The following is a 16,015-nucleotide window of genomic DNA, read 5'->3' as shown; positions in this document are numbered from 1 at the left end:
CAATCATCAACGCACCCGGGCCCGGCACTTCAACGGTCGCTCGCCACCTCTAGTCGTCGAACGTCGGCGTCTCGACGCCCAGCACCTTGTGCAGCTTCGGGCTCGTCGTCGTGTACTGCAGCATCACGCGCTTGTCCGGGAAGACATAGGGCGCGGCGCCGAAGGCGGCCAGCGCCGCCTCGTGGAAGCCGGACAGGATCAGCTTCTTCTTGCCCGGGTAGGTGTTGACGTCGCCGACGGCGAAGATGCCCGGCTCGTTGGTCTCGAACTTCTCGGTGTCGACGACCACCTGCTTGCGTTCGATGCCGAGGCCCCAGTCGGCGATCGGCCCGAGTTTCGGGCTCAGGCCGAAGAAGACCAGCAGCGCCTGCAGCGGCACGATGCGCGTCACCGCGTCGCTGCCGGTGACCTTCAGGCCGGTCAGCCGGCCGTCGGCTTCTTCGATGCCGGTGGGCTGGCCGACGATGAACTGCATCTGCAGCGCCTCGCACATCTCGCGCATCTTGGCGACCGAGGCGGGCGCGGCGCGGAAGCCGTCGCGCCGGTGGATCAGGATCACGCTGGCGGCCTGGTGCGGCCCCTCCTGCGCGAAATTGAGCGCCCAGTCGAGGGCAGAGTCGCCGCCGCCGACGATCACCAGCTCCTTGCCGGCGAAGGCTGCGGGGTCACGCACGCGGTAGAAGACCTGCGTGTCGAGGTAGGTGTCGAGCCCGTCGACCTTCAGCTGCCGCGGCTGGAACGCGCCGACGCCGCCGGCGACGAAGACGGTCTTGGTCAGGAACTGCGTGCCTTTGCTGGTCTCGACGAGGAAGCGGTCGTCGGCCTGACGCTGGACGCGCGTGACTTCCTGGCCCAGATGGAATGTCGCGCCGAAGGGCTCGATCTGCTTGAGCAGGCTGTCGGTCAACTCGCGGCCGGTGCACATCGGCACCGCGGGGATGTCGTAGATCGGCTTGTCGGGGTACAGCTCGATGCACTGGCCGCCGGGGTAGGCGAGCGAGTCGACGATGTGCGCCTTGATTTCGAGCAAGCCGAGTTCGAAGACCTGGAACAGGCCGACCGGCCCGGCGCCGACGATGACGGCGTCTGTCTCGATCATCGGACGATGAGCTCCCGGCTCAGCAGATCAGCGGATCAGCTCGGATATCTTGTCCTTGCGGTCTTTCCAGTCGTCGGCATCGGGCAGCGGCGCCTTGCGCTTGGTGATGCTCGGCCAGTTCTTGGCGAGGTCGGCGTTGAGCTTGATGAACGCCAGCTGATCGCTGGGCACGTCTTCCTCGGGCAGGATCGCGTTGACCGGGCACTCGGGGATGCACACGGCGCAATCGATGCACTCGTCGGGATCGATGGTCAGGAAGTTGGGGCCTTCACGGAAGCAATCGACCGGACAGACGTCGACGCAGTCGGTGTACTTGCAGCGGATGCACGATTCGGTGACGACGTGAGTCATGGGAGCGGACCAGGTTGTTTTCGGCGAGGAACAGCGACGAAGGGCGGATTTTACGGCGCCGGCATGTGCAGCGATGTCGCCGAGGCATCGGCCGGCGTTGTGCGCGGGGCGAGCGCTGCGGCGCCGGCGCCCACCGTGACCACCGCCGGGCGGCCGGCGTGCAGCACGGCGGCATCGGCCAGCGTGTCGACGCGGTGCGCGCTGGTGATCGCATCGGGCCAGCCGGCGCGCGAGACGACGCAAGCCGGCGCATCGGCCGGCCAGCCGGCTTCGCGCAGCTTGCGCGACAGCGCGCCGAGCTGGCGGCCGGCCATGTAGAAGACCTCGGTGTCGGCGCTGCGCGTGGCCTGCAGCGTGCCGAGCTGCGTCATCGCGGTCGTCAGGCTCACGCTGCGGCCACTGCCGCGGCGCGTCAGCGGGCGGGCGCTGTCGGCCGCAGCGGCCAGCGCCGCGGTGACGCCGGGCACGATCTCGAACGGGATGCCCTGTTCGGTGAGCGCCTGCAGCTCTTCTTCGAGGCGGCCGAAGACGCTCGGGTCGCCGCCCTTCAGGCGGACGACGCAGGCGTGGCTTTGCGCCTCGCGCACCAGGCGGGCGTTGATCGCCTCCTGGTTCGCCGCCCGGCCGAAGCCGCGCTTGCCGACGTCGACCCAGCGCGCCCGCGGCGCGAGCTCGCGCAGCGCGGGATCGGTCAGCGCGTCGAACAGCACGACGTCGGCCTCGGCGAGCCGGCGCACGCCCCGCACGGTGATCAGGTCGGCCGAACCGGGGCCGGCGCCGATGAAGATCACGCGTCCCATGTCAGTGCCGCCCGGCCGCCCGAAGGCACTGACGCGCCCCCTCGGGGGGCAGCGAACGAAGTGAGCGTGGGGGCTTCATGTCGTTAGGTCTTGCGCACCAGCAGCGCGCCGCTGGTGCGGTTGCTCGCCGGGTCGACGACGATCAGCGCGCCGCCGACGCGGTTGGTCTCGTAGGCTTCGAGCGGCAGCGGCTGCTGCAGCTCGACCGTCACGTGGCCGATCTCGTTAACGGCCAGCTCGTGCGCCTCGGTCGGCTCGAGCGTGTGGATGTCGAGCCGGTGCTCGATCGCCGCGATGCGGGCTTGGCACCAGCGGTTGCCGTGGCGCACCCAGTACTTGCGGCCCGGCTGCGCCGGCTCGGTGTCGAGCCAGGCCAGCGTGGCGTCGAAGCGCTGCGTGGGTTTCAGGCTGCCGGGGCTGCCGATCCAGTCGCCGCGCGAGATGTCGAGCTGGCGGTCGAGCACGATGCCGGCCGATTCGCCAGCCTGCGCTGACGCGACAGTGCTGCCGGCGCGGCGCACTTCGGCGACGGTGGCCTGCTCGCCGCTGGGGAAGACCTGCACCGGGTCGCCGGCGCGCACGCTGCCGTGGGCGATGCGGCCCCAGAACACGCGCGGCTGGTGGCCGGCGCCGTCCGCCTCGATGCCAGCATCACGGGCCACGTATTGCACCGGTTGCAGCAGCTCACCGATGGTGCGCTCCTGCGTCGTCGGCAGCGACTCCAGCAATTGCAGCAGCGACGGGCCGTCGTACCACGCGGCGTCGAGTTTCTGCGTGACGTTGTCGCCGCGCAGCGCGCTGACCGGGATGATGCCGGCCACGCCGCGAATGCCGGCTTCCTCGGCGAAGGCCAGCAGCGCCGTTTGCGTGGCCTCGAAAGCGGCTTGCGGCTCGTCCACCGCATCGAGCTTGTTGACTGCGAAGACGATGCTCGGCACGCGCAGCAGGTGCGCCAGCAGCGCATGGCGCCGCGTCTGCGGCAGCAGCTGCACGACGGGAGCGCGCCAGTCGATCTTCGTGATGTCGACCAGCACCACGGCGGCATCGCTGCCGGCGGCGGCGGTGACCATGTTGCGCGTGTACTGCTCGTGGCCCGGCGCGTCGGCGATGATGAACTTGCGCTGGCGCGTCGCGAAGTAGCGGTACGCCACGTCGATCGTGATGCCCTGCTCGCGCTCGGCCTCGAGGCCGTCGGTCAGCAGCGACAGGTCGATCGGCTCGCCGGCCGCGCGCTTGTGCAGGTGGTCGAGCTGGTCGGCGAGGATCGCCTGCGCGTCGAACAGCAGGCGGCCGATCAGCGTGCTCTTGCCGTCGTCGACGCTGCCGGCGGTGAGGAATCTCAGGGCCCGGTGGTCGGGCTGCTTCAACACGGCACTCATCAGAAATAACCTTCCTTCTTGCGCCGCTCCATCGAGGCATCGGAGGTGCGGTCGTCCATGCGAGTCGCGCCGCGCTCGCTGACGGTGACGGTCAGCGTCTCGGCGACGATGTCGGCGGCGGTCTCGGCTTCGCTCTCGACCGGGCAGGTGCAGGTCATGTCGCCGACGGTACGGAAGCGCACCGTCGCGGTCTCGACCGTCTCGCCCTGCTGCGGCGGCGTCACGTGCGTCACCGGCACCAGCAGGCCCTTGCGGCGGATCACCTCGCGCTGGTGCGCGAAGTACAGGCCCGGCAGCGGGATGTTCTCGCGTGCGATGTAGAGCCAGACGTCGAGCTCGGTCCAGTTGCTGATCGGGAACGAGCGGAAGTGCTCTCCCGGGCGGTGGCGGGTGTTGAACAGCGTCCACAGCTCGGGCCGCTGCTCCTTCGGCTGCCACTGGCCGAAGCTGTCGCGGTGGCTGAAGATGCGCTCCTTCGCGCGCGCCTTTTCCTCGTCGCGCCGCGCGCCGCCGATCAGGCAGTCGAAGCGGTGCTCCTCGATCGCCTCGAGCAGCGTGACGGTCTGGTGGCCGTTGCGCGATTCCATCGGGTCGGCCAGGCGGATCGTGCCGCGCTTGATCGAATCCTCGAGGTGGCCGACGACGAGGCGCTCGCCCATCTCGGCGACACGCTGGTCGCGGAACTCGATGACCTCGGGGAAGTTGTGGCCGGTGTCGACGTGCAGCAGCGGGAAGGGCAGCTTGCCCTTGAAGTCGTTGCCGGCGATGCGGGTCTTGAAGGCCTTCTCGGCGAGCCGAAGGACGACGCACGAATCCTTGCCGCCGGAGAACAGCAGCGCCGGGCGCTCGAAGGTCGCCGCGACTTCGCGCAGGATGAAGATGGCCTCTTCTTCCAGCCAGTCGAGGTGGCGGTGGTCGAGTTCGGGCAGCAGTTGGTCGAGATCGACGCGGGCATTCATACACGGTTCTCCACGGGGCGCTGCAGCAGGCTGACCGCGCCGCCTTGTTCTTCGCTGGCGCCGCTGACGTGCAGGCCGCACTCCTTGGCGCTTTCTTGTTCCCACCACCAGCGGCCGGAGCGGAAGTCCTCGCCGACGGCGATCGCGCGCGTGCACGGCGCGCAGCCGATGCTCGGCATGAACTGGTCGTGCAGCGGGTTGTAGGGCACGTCGTGGCTCTGGATGTAGTGCCAGACGTCGTTCCAGCTCCAGTCGGCGAGCGGATTGAGCTTCACGCGGCCCTGGTCGTCGTGGTCCTGGAACGGCACCTCGCCGCGCGCATCACTTTGCTCGCGGCGCAGGCCGGTGACCCAGGCGCTGCGGTCGGCGAGCATGCGCGACAGCGGCTCCAGCTTGCGCAGGCCGCAGCAGGCCTTGCGCAGCTCGAGGCTCTTGTACATCGGCTCTTCGCCGTTCTGCTTGACGAAGTGCACGACGGCCTGGTGCTTGGGCTGGTAGACCTCGAGCTTCAGGCGGTAGCGCTGCTCGATGCGGCCGATCAGCGCGACCGTCTCGGGGTGCAGCTTGCCGGTCTCCAGCGTGCCGATCGCGATGTGCAGCTTGTGGCGGGCGATCAGGTCGGTGATCACCATGTCCTCGGCGCCGAGGCTGGTGGCTTGCACGATGCGGCCGGGGTGTTCGGTCGCCGCGCTCTGCAGCAGCGCGAGCGCGTTGGCGACGCGCTCGTCGAAACCGGGCGTGGCGCGGGCGTAGAGGGCGATCGCCGACATGCTCAGATCCCCTCGCCGACGAACTGGTCGGCCTGGCGTTGTGCGTGCGCCTGCAGCTCGCTCGCGACGTCGCGGGCGAAGGCCGGTTGCCGCTGATTCACGTCGCCCTGGTAGTGGCCGGCAAAGAAGTTCAGCGCACGGCGCGCGGAGTCGACCTTCTGGTCGTGGCGCAGCTTCACCGCATCGAAGCCGGTGCGCTGCAGCAGCGGCAGCATGTCGACCACCACGTCGCCGGTGGCCCGCACTTCGCCGGCGAAGCGGTAGCGTGAGCGCAGTAGGCGCGCCTGGCTGTAGGCGCGGCCGTCGATCCACTTCGGGAACTGCAGTGCGATCAGCGACAGGCGCGGCAGGTCGGCCGCCAGCGTCTCGATGTCGGTGTCGTTCGGCACGATCACGCCGGTCGCCAGCCCCGCGGGCCAGGACTCGCGCACGGCATGCCACTGCTCCAGGCTCAGCAGCGTGAAGGCGCGCGGCGCCGGGTTCTGGATCGGGCCGTCTTCGCCGCCGGCGACGTGCCATTGGTCGTGAGGGGATTCGATGAACTTCATGGCAACGGGTCTCAAGCGGCGGTCAGGTGGCGCTGGGCGTCGGCGGCGAGCTTGAACGACGCCGGGCCGACGCGGCGCACCGTGTCGATGAAGCGCTCGCCGGCGCTGCGCTCGCGGCGGTAGGTGTCGATCAGCGCCTCGATCACGTCGGGCACTTCCTCGGCGGCGAACGACGGGCCGATCACTTTGCCGGGTATCGGTGCACCGCTGATCGTCGAGCCGTCGGAGCCGGCCAGCGAGATCTGGTACCACTCGCTGCCGTCCTTGTCGACGCCGAGCACGCCGATGTGGCCGCTGTGGTGGTGGCCGCAGCTGTTGATGCAGCCGCTGATGTGCAGGTCGATGTCGCCGATGTCGTAGAGCGCGTCGAGGTCGTCGAAGCGCTCGGTGATCGCCGCAGCGATCGGGATCGAGCGCGCATTGGCCAGCGCGCAGAAGTCGCCGCCGGGGCAGGCGATCATGTCGGTCAGCAGGCCGATGTTCGGCGTTGCGAAGCTGGCATCGCGCGCGGCCTGCCACAGCAGGCGCAGGTCGCTCTCGCGCACCCACGGCAGCAGCAGGTTCTGGTCGTGCGTGACACGCAGCTCGCCGTGGCTGTAGCGGTCGGCCAGGTCGGCGGCGAGGTCCATCTGCGCGTCGGTCGCGTCACCCGGGGGCTGGCCGGGGCGCTTCAGCGACAGCGTCACCGCGCGGTAGCCCGGCACCTGGTGCGCATGCACGTTGCGCTCGAGCCAGCGGCTGAAGGCCTGCGGGCGGTCGAGGTCGTCGGGCTGCGTCTTTTCGGCGATAGGCGAGACGCCGGCGGGGCGCACGAAGCAGGCGTTGACGCGGTCGAACTCGGCCTGCGGGATCAGGTGCGCGCCGCCGTCGGCATCGTCTTGCAGGATGTGGCGGAACTCGGCCGCGACGGCGTCGAAGAACTTCTTGCCTTCGGCCTTGACGAGGATCTTGATGCGGGCCTTGTAGGCGTTGTCGCGCCGGCCGTAGCGGTTGTAGACGCGCACGATGGCCTCGATGTAGACGAGGATCTGCTGCCACGGCACGAACTCGCTGGCCACGCTGCCGATCACCGGCGTGCGGCCCATGCCGCCGCCGACCAGCACCTTGAAGCCGATCTCGCCGGCGGCGTTCTTCAGCAGCTGCAGGCCGATGTCGTGCCAGGCGATCGCCGCGCGGTCTTCGGCGGCGCCGGAGACGGCGATCTTGAACTTGCGCGGCAGGAACGCGAACTCGGGGTGCAGCGTGCTCCACTGGCGCAGGATCTCGCAGTAGGGCCGCGGATCGACGATCTCGTCGGCGGCGATGCCGGCCAGCGCATCGCTGGTGATGTTGCGGATGCAGTTGCCGCTGGTCTGGATGCCATGCATGTCGACCTCGGCCAGGCGCTCCATCACGTCGGCCGATTGCGGCAGCGGGATCCAGTTGAACTGCAGGTTCTGCCGCGTCGTGAAGTGGCCGTAGCCGCGATCGAACTCGCGCGCGATGACCGCCAGCTGGCGCAGCTGCTTAGCGCTCAGCTCGCCGTAGGGCACGGCGATGCGCAGCATCGGCGCGTGGCGCTGCACGTACCAGCCGTTCTGCAGCCGCAGCGGGCGGAAGTCGTCGTCGGTCAGCTCACCGCTCAGGTTGCGCTGCAGCTGGTCGCGGAATTGCGCGGCACGGGCATGCACGAACTGGCGGTCGAAATCGGTGTAGGCGTACATCGTTGTGCTCTTATGGAAGTTCGGGCGACAAGGTCAGTGGATGACCTTGATGCCGGCGCCGACCAGCGCCACGCACAGCAGTGCGCGCACCAGCCGCTCGGGCATCGCCTTCGTCAGGTGGGCGCCGAGCCAGATGCCCGGCAGCGAGCCGATCAAGAGGGCGCCGAGCAGGCCCCACTCGACGTGGCCCAGGGTGGCGTGGCCGATGCCGGCCACGAGCGTCAGCGGCACCGCGTGGGCGATGTCGGTGCCGACCAGGCGCGGCGCCGGCAGGCGCGGGTACAGCAGCAGGATCAGCGTGGCGCCGACGGCGCCGGCGCCGATCGAGCTCAGCGACACCAGCACGCCGAGCAGCGCGCCGGCGGCGACCGTGAGGCCGCGCTTGCGGCTCTCGGGCAGCCAGCGCTCCAGGCGCAGCCCGACGGCCTGCCAGGCCTTCTTGTAGGCGACGGTGACGGCCGTCAGCAGCAGCGCGATGCCGAGCGCCAGCGTCAGCGCGCTGGCCCAGCCCTTGGTGACGCCGGTGAGGTGCATCATGCCGATCGTCGCCAGCGCGGCCGGGATGCTGCCGAGCAGCAGCAGGCCGGTGATGCGGTAGTCGACGTGGCCATGGCGGTGATGCGCCCACGAGCCGCCGGACTTGGTGATCGCGGCGAACCACAGGTCGGTGCCGATGGCCACCGCCGGGTGCAGCTTGAACACGCTGATCAGCAGCGGCGTCATCAGCGAGCCGCCGCCGACGCCCGTCATGCCGACGATGGCGCCGATGCCGAATCCACTCGCGATGGCCAACCAATCCATGGAGATCCTGAAAGAGGGGCAGCGGCAAAGGGAGCCGCTGCTGGAGCCGGACTCTAGTAAACCCGCATATAGATGAGAACTACATATAAGTTCTCTACAAATTCTTCTGAGGCATTTAGAACGGTCGGGGAGTGTCCGTCGTTTCCTAGAATCGCGCCATGAACCGTCGTGACACCTGCCTGGGCCTGCTCGGGCTGATGGCCCTGGGCGCCTGCCAGACCCCGCCGCGCCCGGTGGCGCCGGCGCCCGCTCCGGCAGCGCCGGAGCCGGCACCCGCGCCGCGCCTGCCGCGCATCGGCCTGGCGCTGGGCGGTGGCGCGGCGCGGGGCTTCGCCCACATCGGCGTGATCCAGGTGCTGGAGGAGTCCGGCATCCGGCCGGACCTGGTGGTGGGCACGTCGGCCGGCAGCTTGGTCGCCGCGATGTACGCCGCCGGCAAGTCCGGCGCCGAGCTGGCGCGCATCGCGCTGGCGATGGACGAATCGGCGATCACCGACTGGTCCTTCCCCGGCCGCGGGCTGATCCGCGGCGAGGCGCTGGCGCGCTACGTGCGCGAGCAGACGGCGGGCAAGAACATCGAGCAGCTGCCGCTGGCGCTGGGGATCGTCGCGACCGACCTCGACAGTGGCGAGGCGGTGCTGTTCCAGCGCGGCGATCCGGGCGTCGCGGTGCGGGCCTCGAGCGCGGTGCCGGCGGTGTTCCAGCCGGTGAAGATCGGTGCGCGCGAGTACGTCGATGGTGGGCTGGTCTCGCCGGTGCCGGTGCGCTTCGCCAAGCAGATGGGCGCCGAGCTGGTGATCGCGGTCGACATCTCGACGGCGCCCGACGGCAACCCGACCGGCGACATGATGCGGCTGCTGCTGCAGACCTTCGCGATCATGGGCCGCAGCATCAATCGCTTCGAGCTGAAGGAGGCCGAGGTCGTGTTGCGGCCGAAGCTGCGCGGTTTCTCCGGCGCGGACTTCACGGTGCGCAAGCAGACGATCGATGCCGGCCGCGAAGCCGCGCTCGCGAGCCTCGCACCACTGCGCCAGCGCATCGCGGCCTTCGGCAGCCACTGAAGAAGCGGTCGCCGGAAAAGAAAAAACCCGCAAGCCGAAGCTTGCGGGTTGAAGGTACCTTGAAAGGGGGTTTCGAGAGGTACCGAGGAGACAACCTTTCACCCTGACCGCAGCGCGAGCGCCACGGCCGCTGGTCTGACGCCCGGGTCGGCGGATTGGTTCCGCCGTGGCCGTGCCGACCCGCTTCGGGACATCAGGCAGCAGCGCGCTTGGTGGCGTTGCTCTTGGCAGCGGCTTGCGAAGCCTTCACCGCGGTGGTCGTCACGGCGTTGAAGTTGGCTTCGGCGATGTCGGCGGCCTGCTTGGCAGCCTTGTTGACGGTTTCGTAGGCGTTGTTGGCGGCGGTGATGGCCGACTTGACCAGCGTCACGGCGTTCTCGGTGCCGGCCGGGGCGTTCTTGACGGCAGAGTCGACGGCCGACATGAACTTCTTCTGCAGCTCGCCGAATTGCGCTTCAGCGGTCTTGGTGACTTCGGTGTTCGTCGCGGTGGCGATGTCGTACAGGTGGCGGCTGTAAGCGGCGGCCTTCTCGGCCGACGGCTGCAGCAGGCTGGCTTGCAGGGCCAGCAGCTCTTGCGCGTCCTTGACGGCCAGCACGGCCATGGTGTTCTCGGCGGCTTCGCCCAGGGCGGCCTTGGCGACTTGCAGGTTCAGCTCGACCAGCTTCTCGACGCCTTCGAAGGCCTTGTTGGTCAGACCGAACAGGGTCTCGATGTTGGCCTTGTTGGCGGCGGCGAATTGTTCAGGGGTCAGGAAAGACATGTGCGGGCTCCGTTGGAAAGGGGGATGGATCTCTTAATTCCGATGTTGCACTGCAACATGGACCGAAGTATAGGCAGCGACGAACGGATTGCAAGCGGTTTTTGTTGCGCTGCAGCAATCTAGGGATAAGAGCCTAGGCGAGCCCGCTCGCCACAATGCAGTCACACACGATGCAAGTCTTCAGCAACGACCGTTTCGCCCTGTCGCTCCCGGCCGGCCACTCGTTCCCGATGCCGAAGTACCGGCTGCTGCGGGAGCGCGTGCAGGCCGAGCTTCCCGGCCTGCGCCTGGCCGAGGCCGAACCGGCCAGCGAAGGCGAGTTGGCGCTCGCTCACACGCCGGACTACATCGGCGCGGTGCTCGGCGGCACCTTGCCGGCGGCGATGCAGCGGGAGATCGGCTTCCCGTGGTCCGAGCGCATGGTCGAGCGCTCGCTGCGGTCGGTCGGCGCGACGATCGCCGCCGCCCGCGCCGCGCTGGCCGAGGGCGTTGCGGCGCAACTCGGCGGCGGTACCCACCATGCGACCGCCGACAAGGGCGGCGGCTACTGCGTCTTCAACGACGTCGCCGTCGCCGCGCGGCTGATGCAGGCCGAAGTGCACCGCCGGCAGCGCCGCATGCTGCGGGTCTGGGTCATCGACCTCGACGTGCACCAGGGCAACGGCAGCGCGGCGATCTTTCGCGACGACCCGACGGTGTTCACGCTGTCGCTGCACGGCGCGAAGAACTTTCCGTTCCGCAAGGAGGCGAGCGATCTCGACGTCGAGCTGCCCGACGGCTGCCGCGACGATCAGTACCTGCAAGCGCTGGACCGCGCCCTCGACGAGGCCTGGCAGCGGCAGCAGCTCACCGGCCCACCGGGGCTGGCCTTCTACCTGGCCGGCGCCGATCCGCACGAGGACGACCGGCTCGGCCGGCTGAAGCTGAGCCTTGCCGGCCTGGCCGAGCGCGACCGCCGCGTCTTCGCGCTGCTCGGCCGACAGCGCGTGCCGGTGGCGGTGACGATGGCCGGCGGTTATGGCCGCGACATCGCGGTGACCGTTGCGGCGCAGCTGGAAACGGTGCGCCTGGCGCAGGCCGCGTGGCGCGATTGCCAAGCGGGCGACAGCGCGCGGGCCGGCGCATGGCAACAATCGGCCCGATGAGCACCCGTCCAAAGCCCGAACCGCGCGAGGCCTTTCGCCACCACGCCCGCATCACCACGCGCTGGATGGACAACGACCTCTACGGCCATGTCAACAACGTCCAGTACTACAGCTACTTCGACAGCGTCGTGAACCGCTACCTGATCGAGGCCGGGGCGCTGGACATCCACGGCGGCGCGGTGATCGGCCTGGTGGTCGAGACGCACTGCAACTACTTCGCGCCGCTGTCGTTCCCGCAGGACGTCGAGGCGGGGCTGCGCGTTGCGCAACTCGGCAACTCCAGCGTGCGCTACGAGATCGGGCTGTTCGCGCCGGGCGAGCCGCTCGCCGCCGCGCTCGGCCATTTCGTGCACGTCTACGTCGATCGTGCGACGCGCCGGCCGGTGCCATTGCCCGAAGTTCTGAAGCAGGCCTTGCGGCCGCTGCAGGTCGCTGCTTGAGCGCGGCCTTCGCCGTCGACGGGTCGGCGCTCGGCGCCGCATGGGGTCTGCCGTTCGCCGGCACGCTGCTGTCGATCGCGGTGCTGCCGCTGCTGGCGCCGCAGGTCTGGCATCACCATCAAGGCAAGGTCATGGCCGCGTGGACGCTGGCCTTCGCGCTGCCGTTCGCCTTCACGTTCGGCGCGGCGACCACGGCCCAGGCGCTGCTGCACACGCTGCTCGCCGAGTACCTGCCGTTCATCATCCTGCTGGTCGCGCTGTTCACGGCCTCCGGCGGCATCTACGTGCGCGGCAACCTGCACGGCAGCCCGGGCCTGAACACCGCGCTGATGGCGATCGGCGCGGTGCTGGCGAGCCTGATGGGCACCACCGGCGCGTCGATGCTGCTGATCCGCCCGCTGATCCGAGCCAACGACAACCGCAAGCATGTCGCGCACGTGGTGGTGTTCTTCATCTTCATCGTCAGCAATGCCGGCGGCGCGTTGACGCCGCTCGGCGATCCGCCACTGTTCCTCGGTTTCCTGAAGGGCGTGGACTTCTTCTGGACGCTGAAGCACATCCTCCCCGAGACGCTGTTCCTGGTCGGTGCGCTGCTGGCGATCTTCTACGTGGTCGACAGCTACTGGTACCGGCGCGAAGGCGTGTTGCCCGAGGACCCGACGCCGGACTCGCCGCGCTTCGGCCTCGACGGCGCCGTCAACCTGCTGCCGCTGGCGGCGATCATGGCGCTGGTGCTGATCAGCGGCGTCTGGAAGCCGGGCATCAACTTCATGGTCTGGGGCACCGAGGTCGAACTGCAGCAGATCGTGCGCGACGGCCTGCTGATCGTCGTGATCTTCGTGTCGCTGAAGATCACGCCGGCGGCGGTGCACGAAGCGAACCAGTTCAGCTGGGCGCCGATGCAGGAGGTGGCCAAGCTCTTCATCGGCATCTTCGTCACGATGCTGCCGGTGCTGGCGATGCTGAAGGCCGGTGAGGCCGGCGCCTTCGCGGCGGTGACTCGCGCGGTGACCGGTGCCGACGGCCAGCCGCTGCCGTGGGCCTACTTCTGGTTCAGCGGCCTGCTGTCGTCCTTCCTCGACAACGCGCCGACCTACCTGGTGTTCTTCAACCTCGCCGGCGGCGATCCGCAGATGCTGATGGGGCCGCTGGCGACGACGCTGGCGGCGATCTCGGCCGGCTCGGTGTTCATGGGCGCGAACAGCTACATCGGCAACGCGCCCAACTTCATGGTCAAGGCGATCGCCGAAGATCGCGGCATCCGCATGCCGAGCTTCTTCGGCTACCTGCTGTGGTCGGGCGGCATCCTGCTGCCGCTGTTCGTCCTCATCACCTTCATCTGGATGCGTTGAGATGCAAGCCAAGATCCTGGTCGCGATTCCGGTGTTCGACGCGGTGCTCGAGCGCTTGCGTGAGCACTTCGATGTCGAAGCGTGCGGTGAGAGCGCGATCACCGAGCGCGACGAGCTGGTCGCGCGTCTACAAGGCAAGGCCGGTATCTTCGTCGCCGGCACGCCGCGCATCGACGCGGCGCTGCTCGACGCCTGCCCCGACCTGCGCGCCGTCTGCAGCATGGCGGTCGGCTTCAACAACATCGACCTCGCCGCCTGCACCGCGCGCCGCGTGCTGGTCAGCAACGCGCCGGGCGTGCTGACCGAGACGACGGCCGACTTCGGCTTCGCGCTGATGATGGCCACGGCGCGACGCATCGCCGAGAGTGAACACTTCCTGCGCGCCGGACAGTGGACGGAGTGGCGCTACGACCTCTTCGCCGGCGCCGACGTGCATCGCGCGACGCTTGGCGTGCTCGGCATGGGCCGCATCGGCCAGGCGATCGCGCGCCGCGGCGCGCTCGGCTTCGGCATGCCGGTGATCTATCACAACCGTTCGCGGCTCGATGCGGGCGTCGAGCAGCAGCTCGGCGCGCGCTGGGTCGACAAGCCGACGCTGTTGCGCGAAGCGGATCACCTGGTGATCGTCGTGCCGTACAGCGCCGAGTCGCACCACCTGATCGGCGCGGCGGAGCTCGCCTTGATGAAGCCGGGCGCGACGCTGACCAATGTCGCGCGCGGCGGCGTCGTCGACGACGCGGCGCTGGCGCAGGCGCTGCGCGAGCGGCGCATCGCGGCGGCCGGGCTCGATGTCTTCGAAGGTGAGCCTGCGCTGCATCCGGACCTGCTGACCGTGCCCAACGTCGTGCTGACGCCGCACATCGCCAGCGCCAGCCTGCCGACGCGGCGGGCGATGGCCGACCTGGCGGCCGACAACCTGATCGCCGCGCTCGGCAACGGGCGGAACGCCGGGCGGCCGCCGACGGCGTTGAACCCCGAGGTGCTGCAGAAGACCTAGCGCAGATTCAGAGCGGCCACGCCGGCAGCGGCGCGACGTCGGCCGTCGGTCGCGACGGCGTGCGGGCGACGTTCATCACCCACGACACCATCACGAAGTAGCCGATCAGCGTCGCCAGCTCGACGACGCCGGGCTCGCCGAAAGCGGCGAGCGCGCGCGCGTAACTGGCGTCGGCGACGCCGTCGTGCTGTAGCAGCTCGGTCGCGAAGTCGACGGCCGCCTGCTCGTCGGCCATCAATCCCTCGGCACGCGCGCCGACGCGGATCGCTTCGAGCGCGCCCGCATCGATGCCGGCAGCGCGCGCCAGCGGCTGGTGCATCACCCATTCGAACTGGTTGCCGACCGCGCGCGCGGCGACGCAGATCACCAGCTCGCGCACACGCGCGTCGAGCCGCCCGCCGAAACGCAGCGCCTCGCCGAGCTGCGCGACGCGATCGAGCAGCACCGGCGTGCGCAGCAACGGCACGAAGGGACCATAGACTGCCTTGCGCGGGCCGTCGATCAGCACCTGCGCCGCGGCGCGCTGCTCGGCATCCAGCGCATCGAGCGGCGGCAGCGGCAGGCGTTCGCCGCCGCGGCCTTGTTCAACGGGACGCGGCGAGGGCTTCTGATTGGACATGCGGGTTCTCCTGTCGGTAGTGCAGCCAGGCTGCGCTGGCGCACAGCAGCAGCGCGGCCAGCGCGAGCGTCGATTCGATGCCGGTGAGCCCGGGCAGCGGTGCGCGCGACCAGGCAAGCGCAACCAGGGGCCCTGCGATCTGGCCGAGCGCGAAGGCAGCCGTCATGCGGCCGAGCAGCGGGGCTGGATGGGCGGGGGCCAGGCGCCGCGCCTGCTGCAGCCCGGCCATCGTCGCGACCATGAACGAGCCGCCGACGCACAGCGCTGCAAAACCTATCATCCAAACAGAGCGACCCAGCAACGGCGCCACCGTGCCGACCGCCAGCAGCAGGTGGCAGGCGGCCCAGACGTCGAGCTGGCGCCAGCGCCGCAGCGCCCGCGCGGCGAGCAGGGTTGAGATCGCCGCCGCGATACCGAACACCGGCCAGGCGATGCCGAAGCGCTGCGGATCGTCGACCAGCGCGCGCGCCAGCGCCGGCAGGTAAGTGGCCGGCAGGATGTAGCCGAAGCCGAAGCAGGCATAACAGACGATCAGCCCGGTGCTGCCGCGCGGCAGCGGCGCGCGGGTCGCCGGGGGTGCGGCCGTAATCGGCGACGCCGCACGCGACGGCCGCCAGCACAGCGCGATGACGGCCGTCGCCGCCAGCGCCAGCAGCCCCAACTGCCACCACAAGGCTGCAGCGCCGTCACCGGCACGCCACCAGGCCAGCGCGCCGGCCGCGGCGATGCCGACGCCGACGCCCGCGAACACCACGCCGCCGGCCTCGGCCCGGCCGCGCCGCGCCAGCTCGCCGAGCGCCCAGCTGCTGACGCCGACCATCACCCAGGCGCTGAGCACGCCGGCGAGCCCGCGCAGCAGCAACCACGGCGCGAGACCCGACACGGCACCGGCGCCGGCGGTCAGCGCCGCGGTCGCCAGCAGGCCGCCGAGCACCAGCCGCCGCGGCCGGCCGGTGAGCGCTGCGGCACTCAGCGCACCGAGCAGGTAGCCGGCGTAGTTCACCGCGGCCAGCGCCGCGCCGCCGTCGGCATTCACCAGGCCCTCGCGCTGCATCAGCGGCAGCAGCGGCGTGAATCCGAAGCGGCCGATGCCCATCGCCACCGCCAGCGCCAGCGCGCCGGCGAGGCAGATGCGCCAGGTGTCGTCAGCGGGTGTCGCTCGCTCGTCCATGGCCGCATTGGAGCCGCTTCGCATCCGCTGCACAAATGAATAATCGAGAACTATCAT

General features: G+C 69.7%; 17 protein-coding genes. 5 read left to right on the top strand and 12 right to left on the bottom strand.

Translation table 11 applies throughout. The features are described from left to right. Window positions 1–49: 49 nt before the first annotated feature. The 9 genes from HLB44_RS18450 to HLB44_RS18410 all read right to left on the bottom strand — a co-directional run bounded on the left by HLB44_RS18450 (window position 50) and on the right by HLB44_RS18410 (window position 8,410). Window positions 50–1,099 carry an NAD(P)/FAD-dependent oxidoreductase gene (locus tag HLB44_RS18450; RefSeq protein ID WP_173125205.1) on the bottom strand — a complete coding sequence of 350 codons (1,050 nt, stop codon included), beginning with the start codon at window positions 1,097–1,099 and terminating at the stop codon, window positions 50–52. A 27-nt stretch (window positions 1,100–1,126) separates the two neighbouring features. After that, window positions 1,127–1,450 (bottom strand): ferredoxin FdxA, encoded by a 324-nt coding sequence (fdxA, locus tag HLB44_RS38190; protein WP_173125203.1) that lies wholly within the window; start codon window positions 1,448–1,450, stop codon window positions 1,127–1,129. Between the two features lie 50 nt (window positions 1,451–1,500). Then, on the bottom strand, window positions 1,501–2,250 hold the full coding sequence (cobA, locus tag HLB44_RS18440) for a uroporphyrinogen-III C-methyltransferase (protein ID WP_173125201.1): 750 nt from the start codon (window positions 2,248–2,250) through the stop codon (window positions 1,501–1,503). An 83-nt stretch (window positions 2,251–2,333) separates the two neighbouring features. After that, window positions 2,334–3,629 (bottom strand): sulfate adenylyltransferase subunit 1, encoded by a 1,296-nt coding sequence (locus HLB44_RS18435; RefSeq protein ID WP_173125199.1) that lies wholly within the window; start codon window positions 3,627–3,629, stop codon window positions 2,334–2,336. After that, window positions 3,629–4,588, bottom strand: a complete 960-nt coding sequence (gene cysD, locus HLB44_RS18430; RefSeq protein ID WP_173125197.1) for a sulfate adenylyltransferase subunit CysD — start codon at window positions 4,586–4,588, stop codon at window positions 3,629–3,631. The genes HLB44_RS18435 and cysD overlap by 1 nt, the downstream gene beginning before the upstream one ends. Continuing rightward, window positions 4,585–5,358 carry a phosphoadenylyl-sulfate reductase gene (locus HLB44_RS18425; protein ID WP_173125195.1) on the bottom strand — a complete coding sequence of 258 codons (774 nt, stop codon included), beginning with the start codon at window positions 5,356–5,358 and terminating at the stop codon, window positions 4,585–4,587. The genes cysD and HLB44_RS18425 overlap by 4 nt, the downstream gene beginning before the upstream one ends. 2 nt (window positions 5,359–5,360) lie before the next feature. After that, window positions 5,361–5,906: a DUF934 domain-containing protein gene (locus HLB44_RS18420; RefSeq protein ID WP_173125193.1), complete on the bottom strand. Its 546-nt coding sequence runs from the start codon at window positions 5,904–5,906 to the stop codon at window positions 5,361–5,363. A gap of 11 nt (window positions 5,907–5,917) precedes the next feature. Continuing rightward, window positions 5,918–7,609: a nitrite/sulfite reductase gene (locus HLB44_RS18415; protein WP_173125191.1), complete on the bottom strand. Its 1,692-nt coding sequence runs from the start codon at window positions 7,607–7,609 to the stop codon at window positions 5,918–5,920. Between the two features lie 33 nt (window positions 7,610–7,642). Next, a complete protein-coding gene (locus tag HLB44_RS18410; protein ID WP_173125189.1) occupies window positions 7,643–8,410 on the bottom strand; it encodes a sulfite exporter TauE/SafE family protein in 768 nt (255 codons plus the stop codon). Between the two features lie 158 nt (window positions 8,411–8,568). Between HLB44_RS18410 and HLB44_RS18405 the strand changes: the two genes are divergently transcribed. Beyond that, window positions 8,569–9,471, top strand: coding sequence for a patatin-like phospholipase family protein (locus HLB44_RS18405; RefSeq protein WP_173125187.1), 903 nt, complete (start codon window positions 8,569–8,571; stop codon window positions 9,469–9,471). Between the two features lie 193 nt (window positions 9,472–9,664). Here HLB44_RS18405 and phaP read toward each other — a convergent pair whose 3' ends face one another. Beyond that, entirely contained in the window at window positions 9,665–10,234 is a 570-nt protein-coding gene (phaP, locus tag HLB44_RS18400) for a TIGR01841 family phasin (protein WP_173125185.1), read from the bottom strand. 170 nt (window positions 10,235–10,404) lie between these two features. Between phaP and HLB44_RS18395 the strand changes: the two genes are divergently transcribed. From HLB44_RS18395 to HLB44_RS18380, 4 genes are read left to right on the top strand one after another with little or no spacing between them, the layout of a single operon-like run. Beyond that, window positions 10,405–11,379, top strand: a complete 975-nt coding sequence (locus HLB44_RS18395) for a histone deacetylase family protein (RefSeq protein ID WP_173125183.1) — start codon at window positions 10,405–10,407, stop codon at window positions 11,377–11,379. Next, on the top strand, window positions 11,376–11,819 hold the full coding sequence (locus HLB44_RS18390; protein ID WP_173125593.1) for an acyl-CoA thioesterase: 444 nt from the start codon (window positions 11,376–11,378) through the stop codon (window positions 11,817–11,819). The genes HLB44_RS18395 and HLB44_RS18390 overlap by 4 nt, the downstream gene beginning before the upstream one ends. Then, entirely contained in the window at window positions 11,816–13,171 is a 1,356-nt protein-coding gene (locus HLB44_RS18385) for a sodium:proton antiporter (RefSeq protein WP_217283712.1), read from the top strand. Before HLB44_RS18390 ends, HLB44_RS18385 begins: the two co-directional genes overlap by 4 nt. 1 nt (window position 13,172) lies before the next feature. Further along, window positions 13,173–14,168, top strand: a complete 996-nt coding sequence (locus HLB44_RS18380) for a 2-hydroxyacid dehydrogenase (protein WP_173125181.1) — start codon at window positions 13,173–13,175, stop codon at window positions 14,166–14,168. A 7-nt stretch (window positions 14,169–14,175) separates the two neighbouring features. On the opposite strand, the gene HLB44_RS18375 is transcribed toward HLB44_RS18380, so the two are convergent. Then, window positions 14,176–14,787, bottom strand: coding sequence for a carboxymuconolactone decarboxylase family protein (locus HLB44_RS18375; protein ID WP_173125179.1), 612 nt, complete (start codon window positions 14,785–14,787; stop codon window positions 14,176–14,178). Further along, a complete protein-coding gene (locus HLB44_RS18370; RefSeq protein WP_173125177.1) occupies window positions 14,753–15,958 on the bottom strand; it encodes a YbfB/YjiJ family MFS transporter in 1,206 nt (401 codons plus the stop codon). The genes HLB44_RS18375 and HLB44_RS18370 overlap by 35 nt, the downstream gene beginning before the upstream one ends. Window positions 15,959–16,015 lie beyond the last annotated feature (57 nt).

This window comes from Pseudaquabacterium terrae, from assembly GCF_013266755.1.
GTDB classification, from domain to species: domain Bacteria; phylum Pseudomonadota; class Gammaproteobacteria; order Burkholderiales; family Burkholderiaceae_C; genus Pseudaquabacterium; species Pseudaquabacterium terrae.
This window is presented reverse-complemented; position numbering and strand designations above follow the sequence as displayed.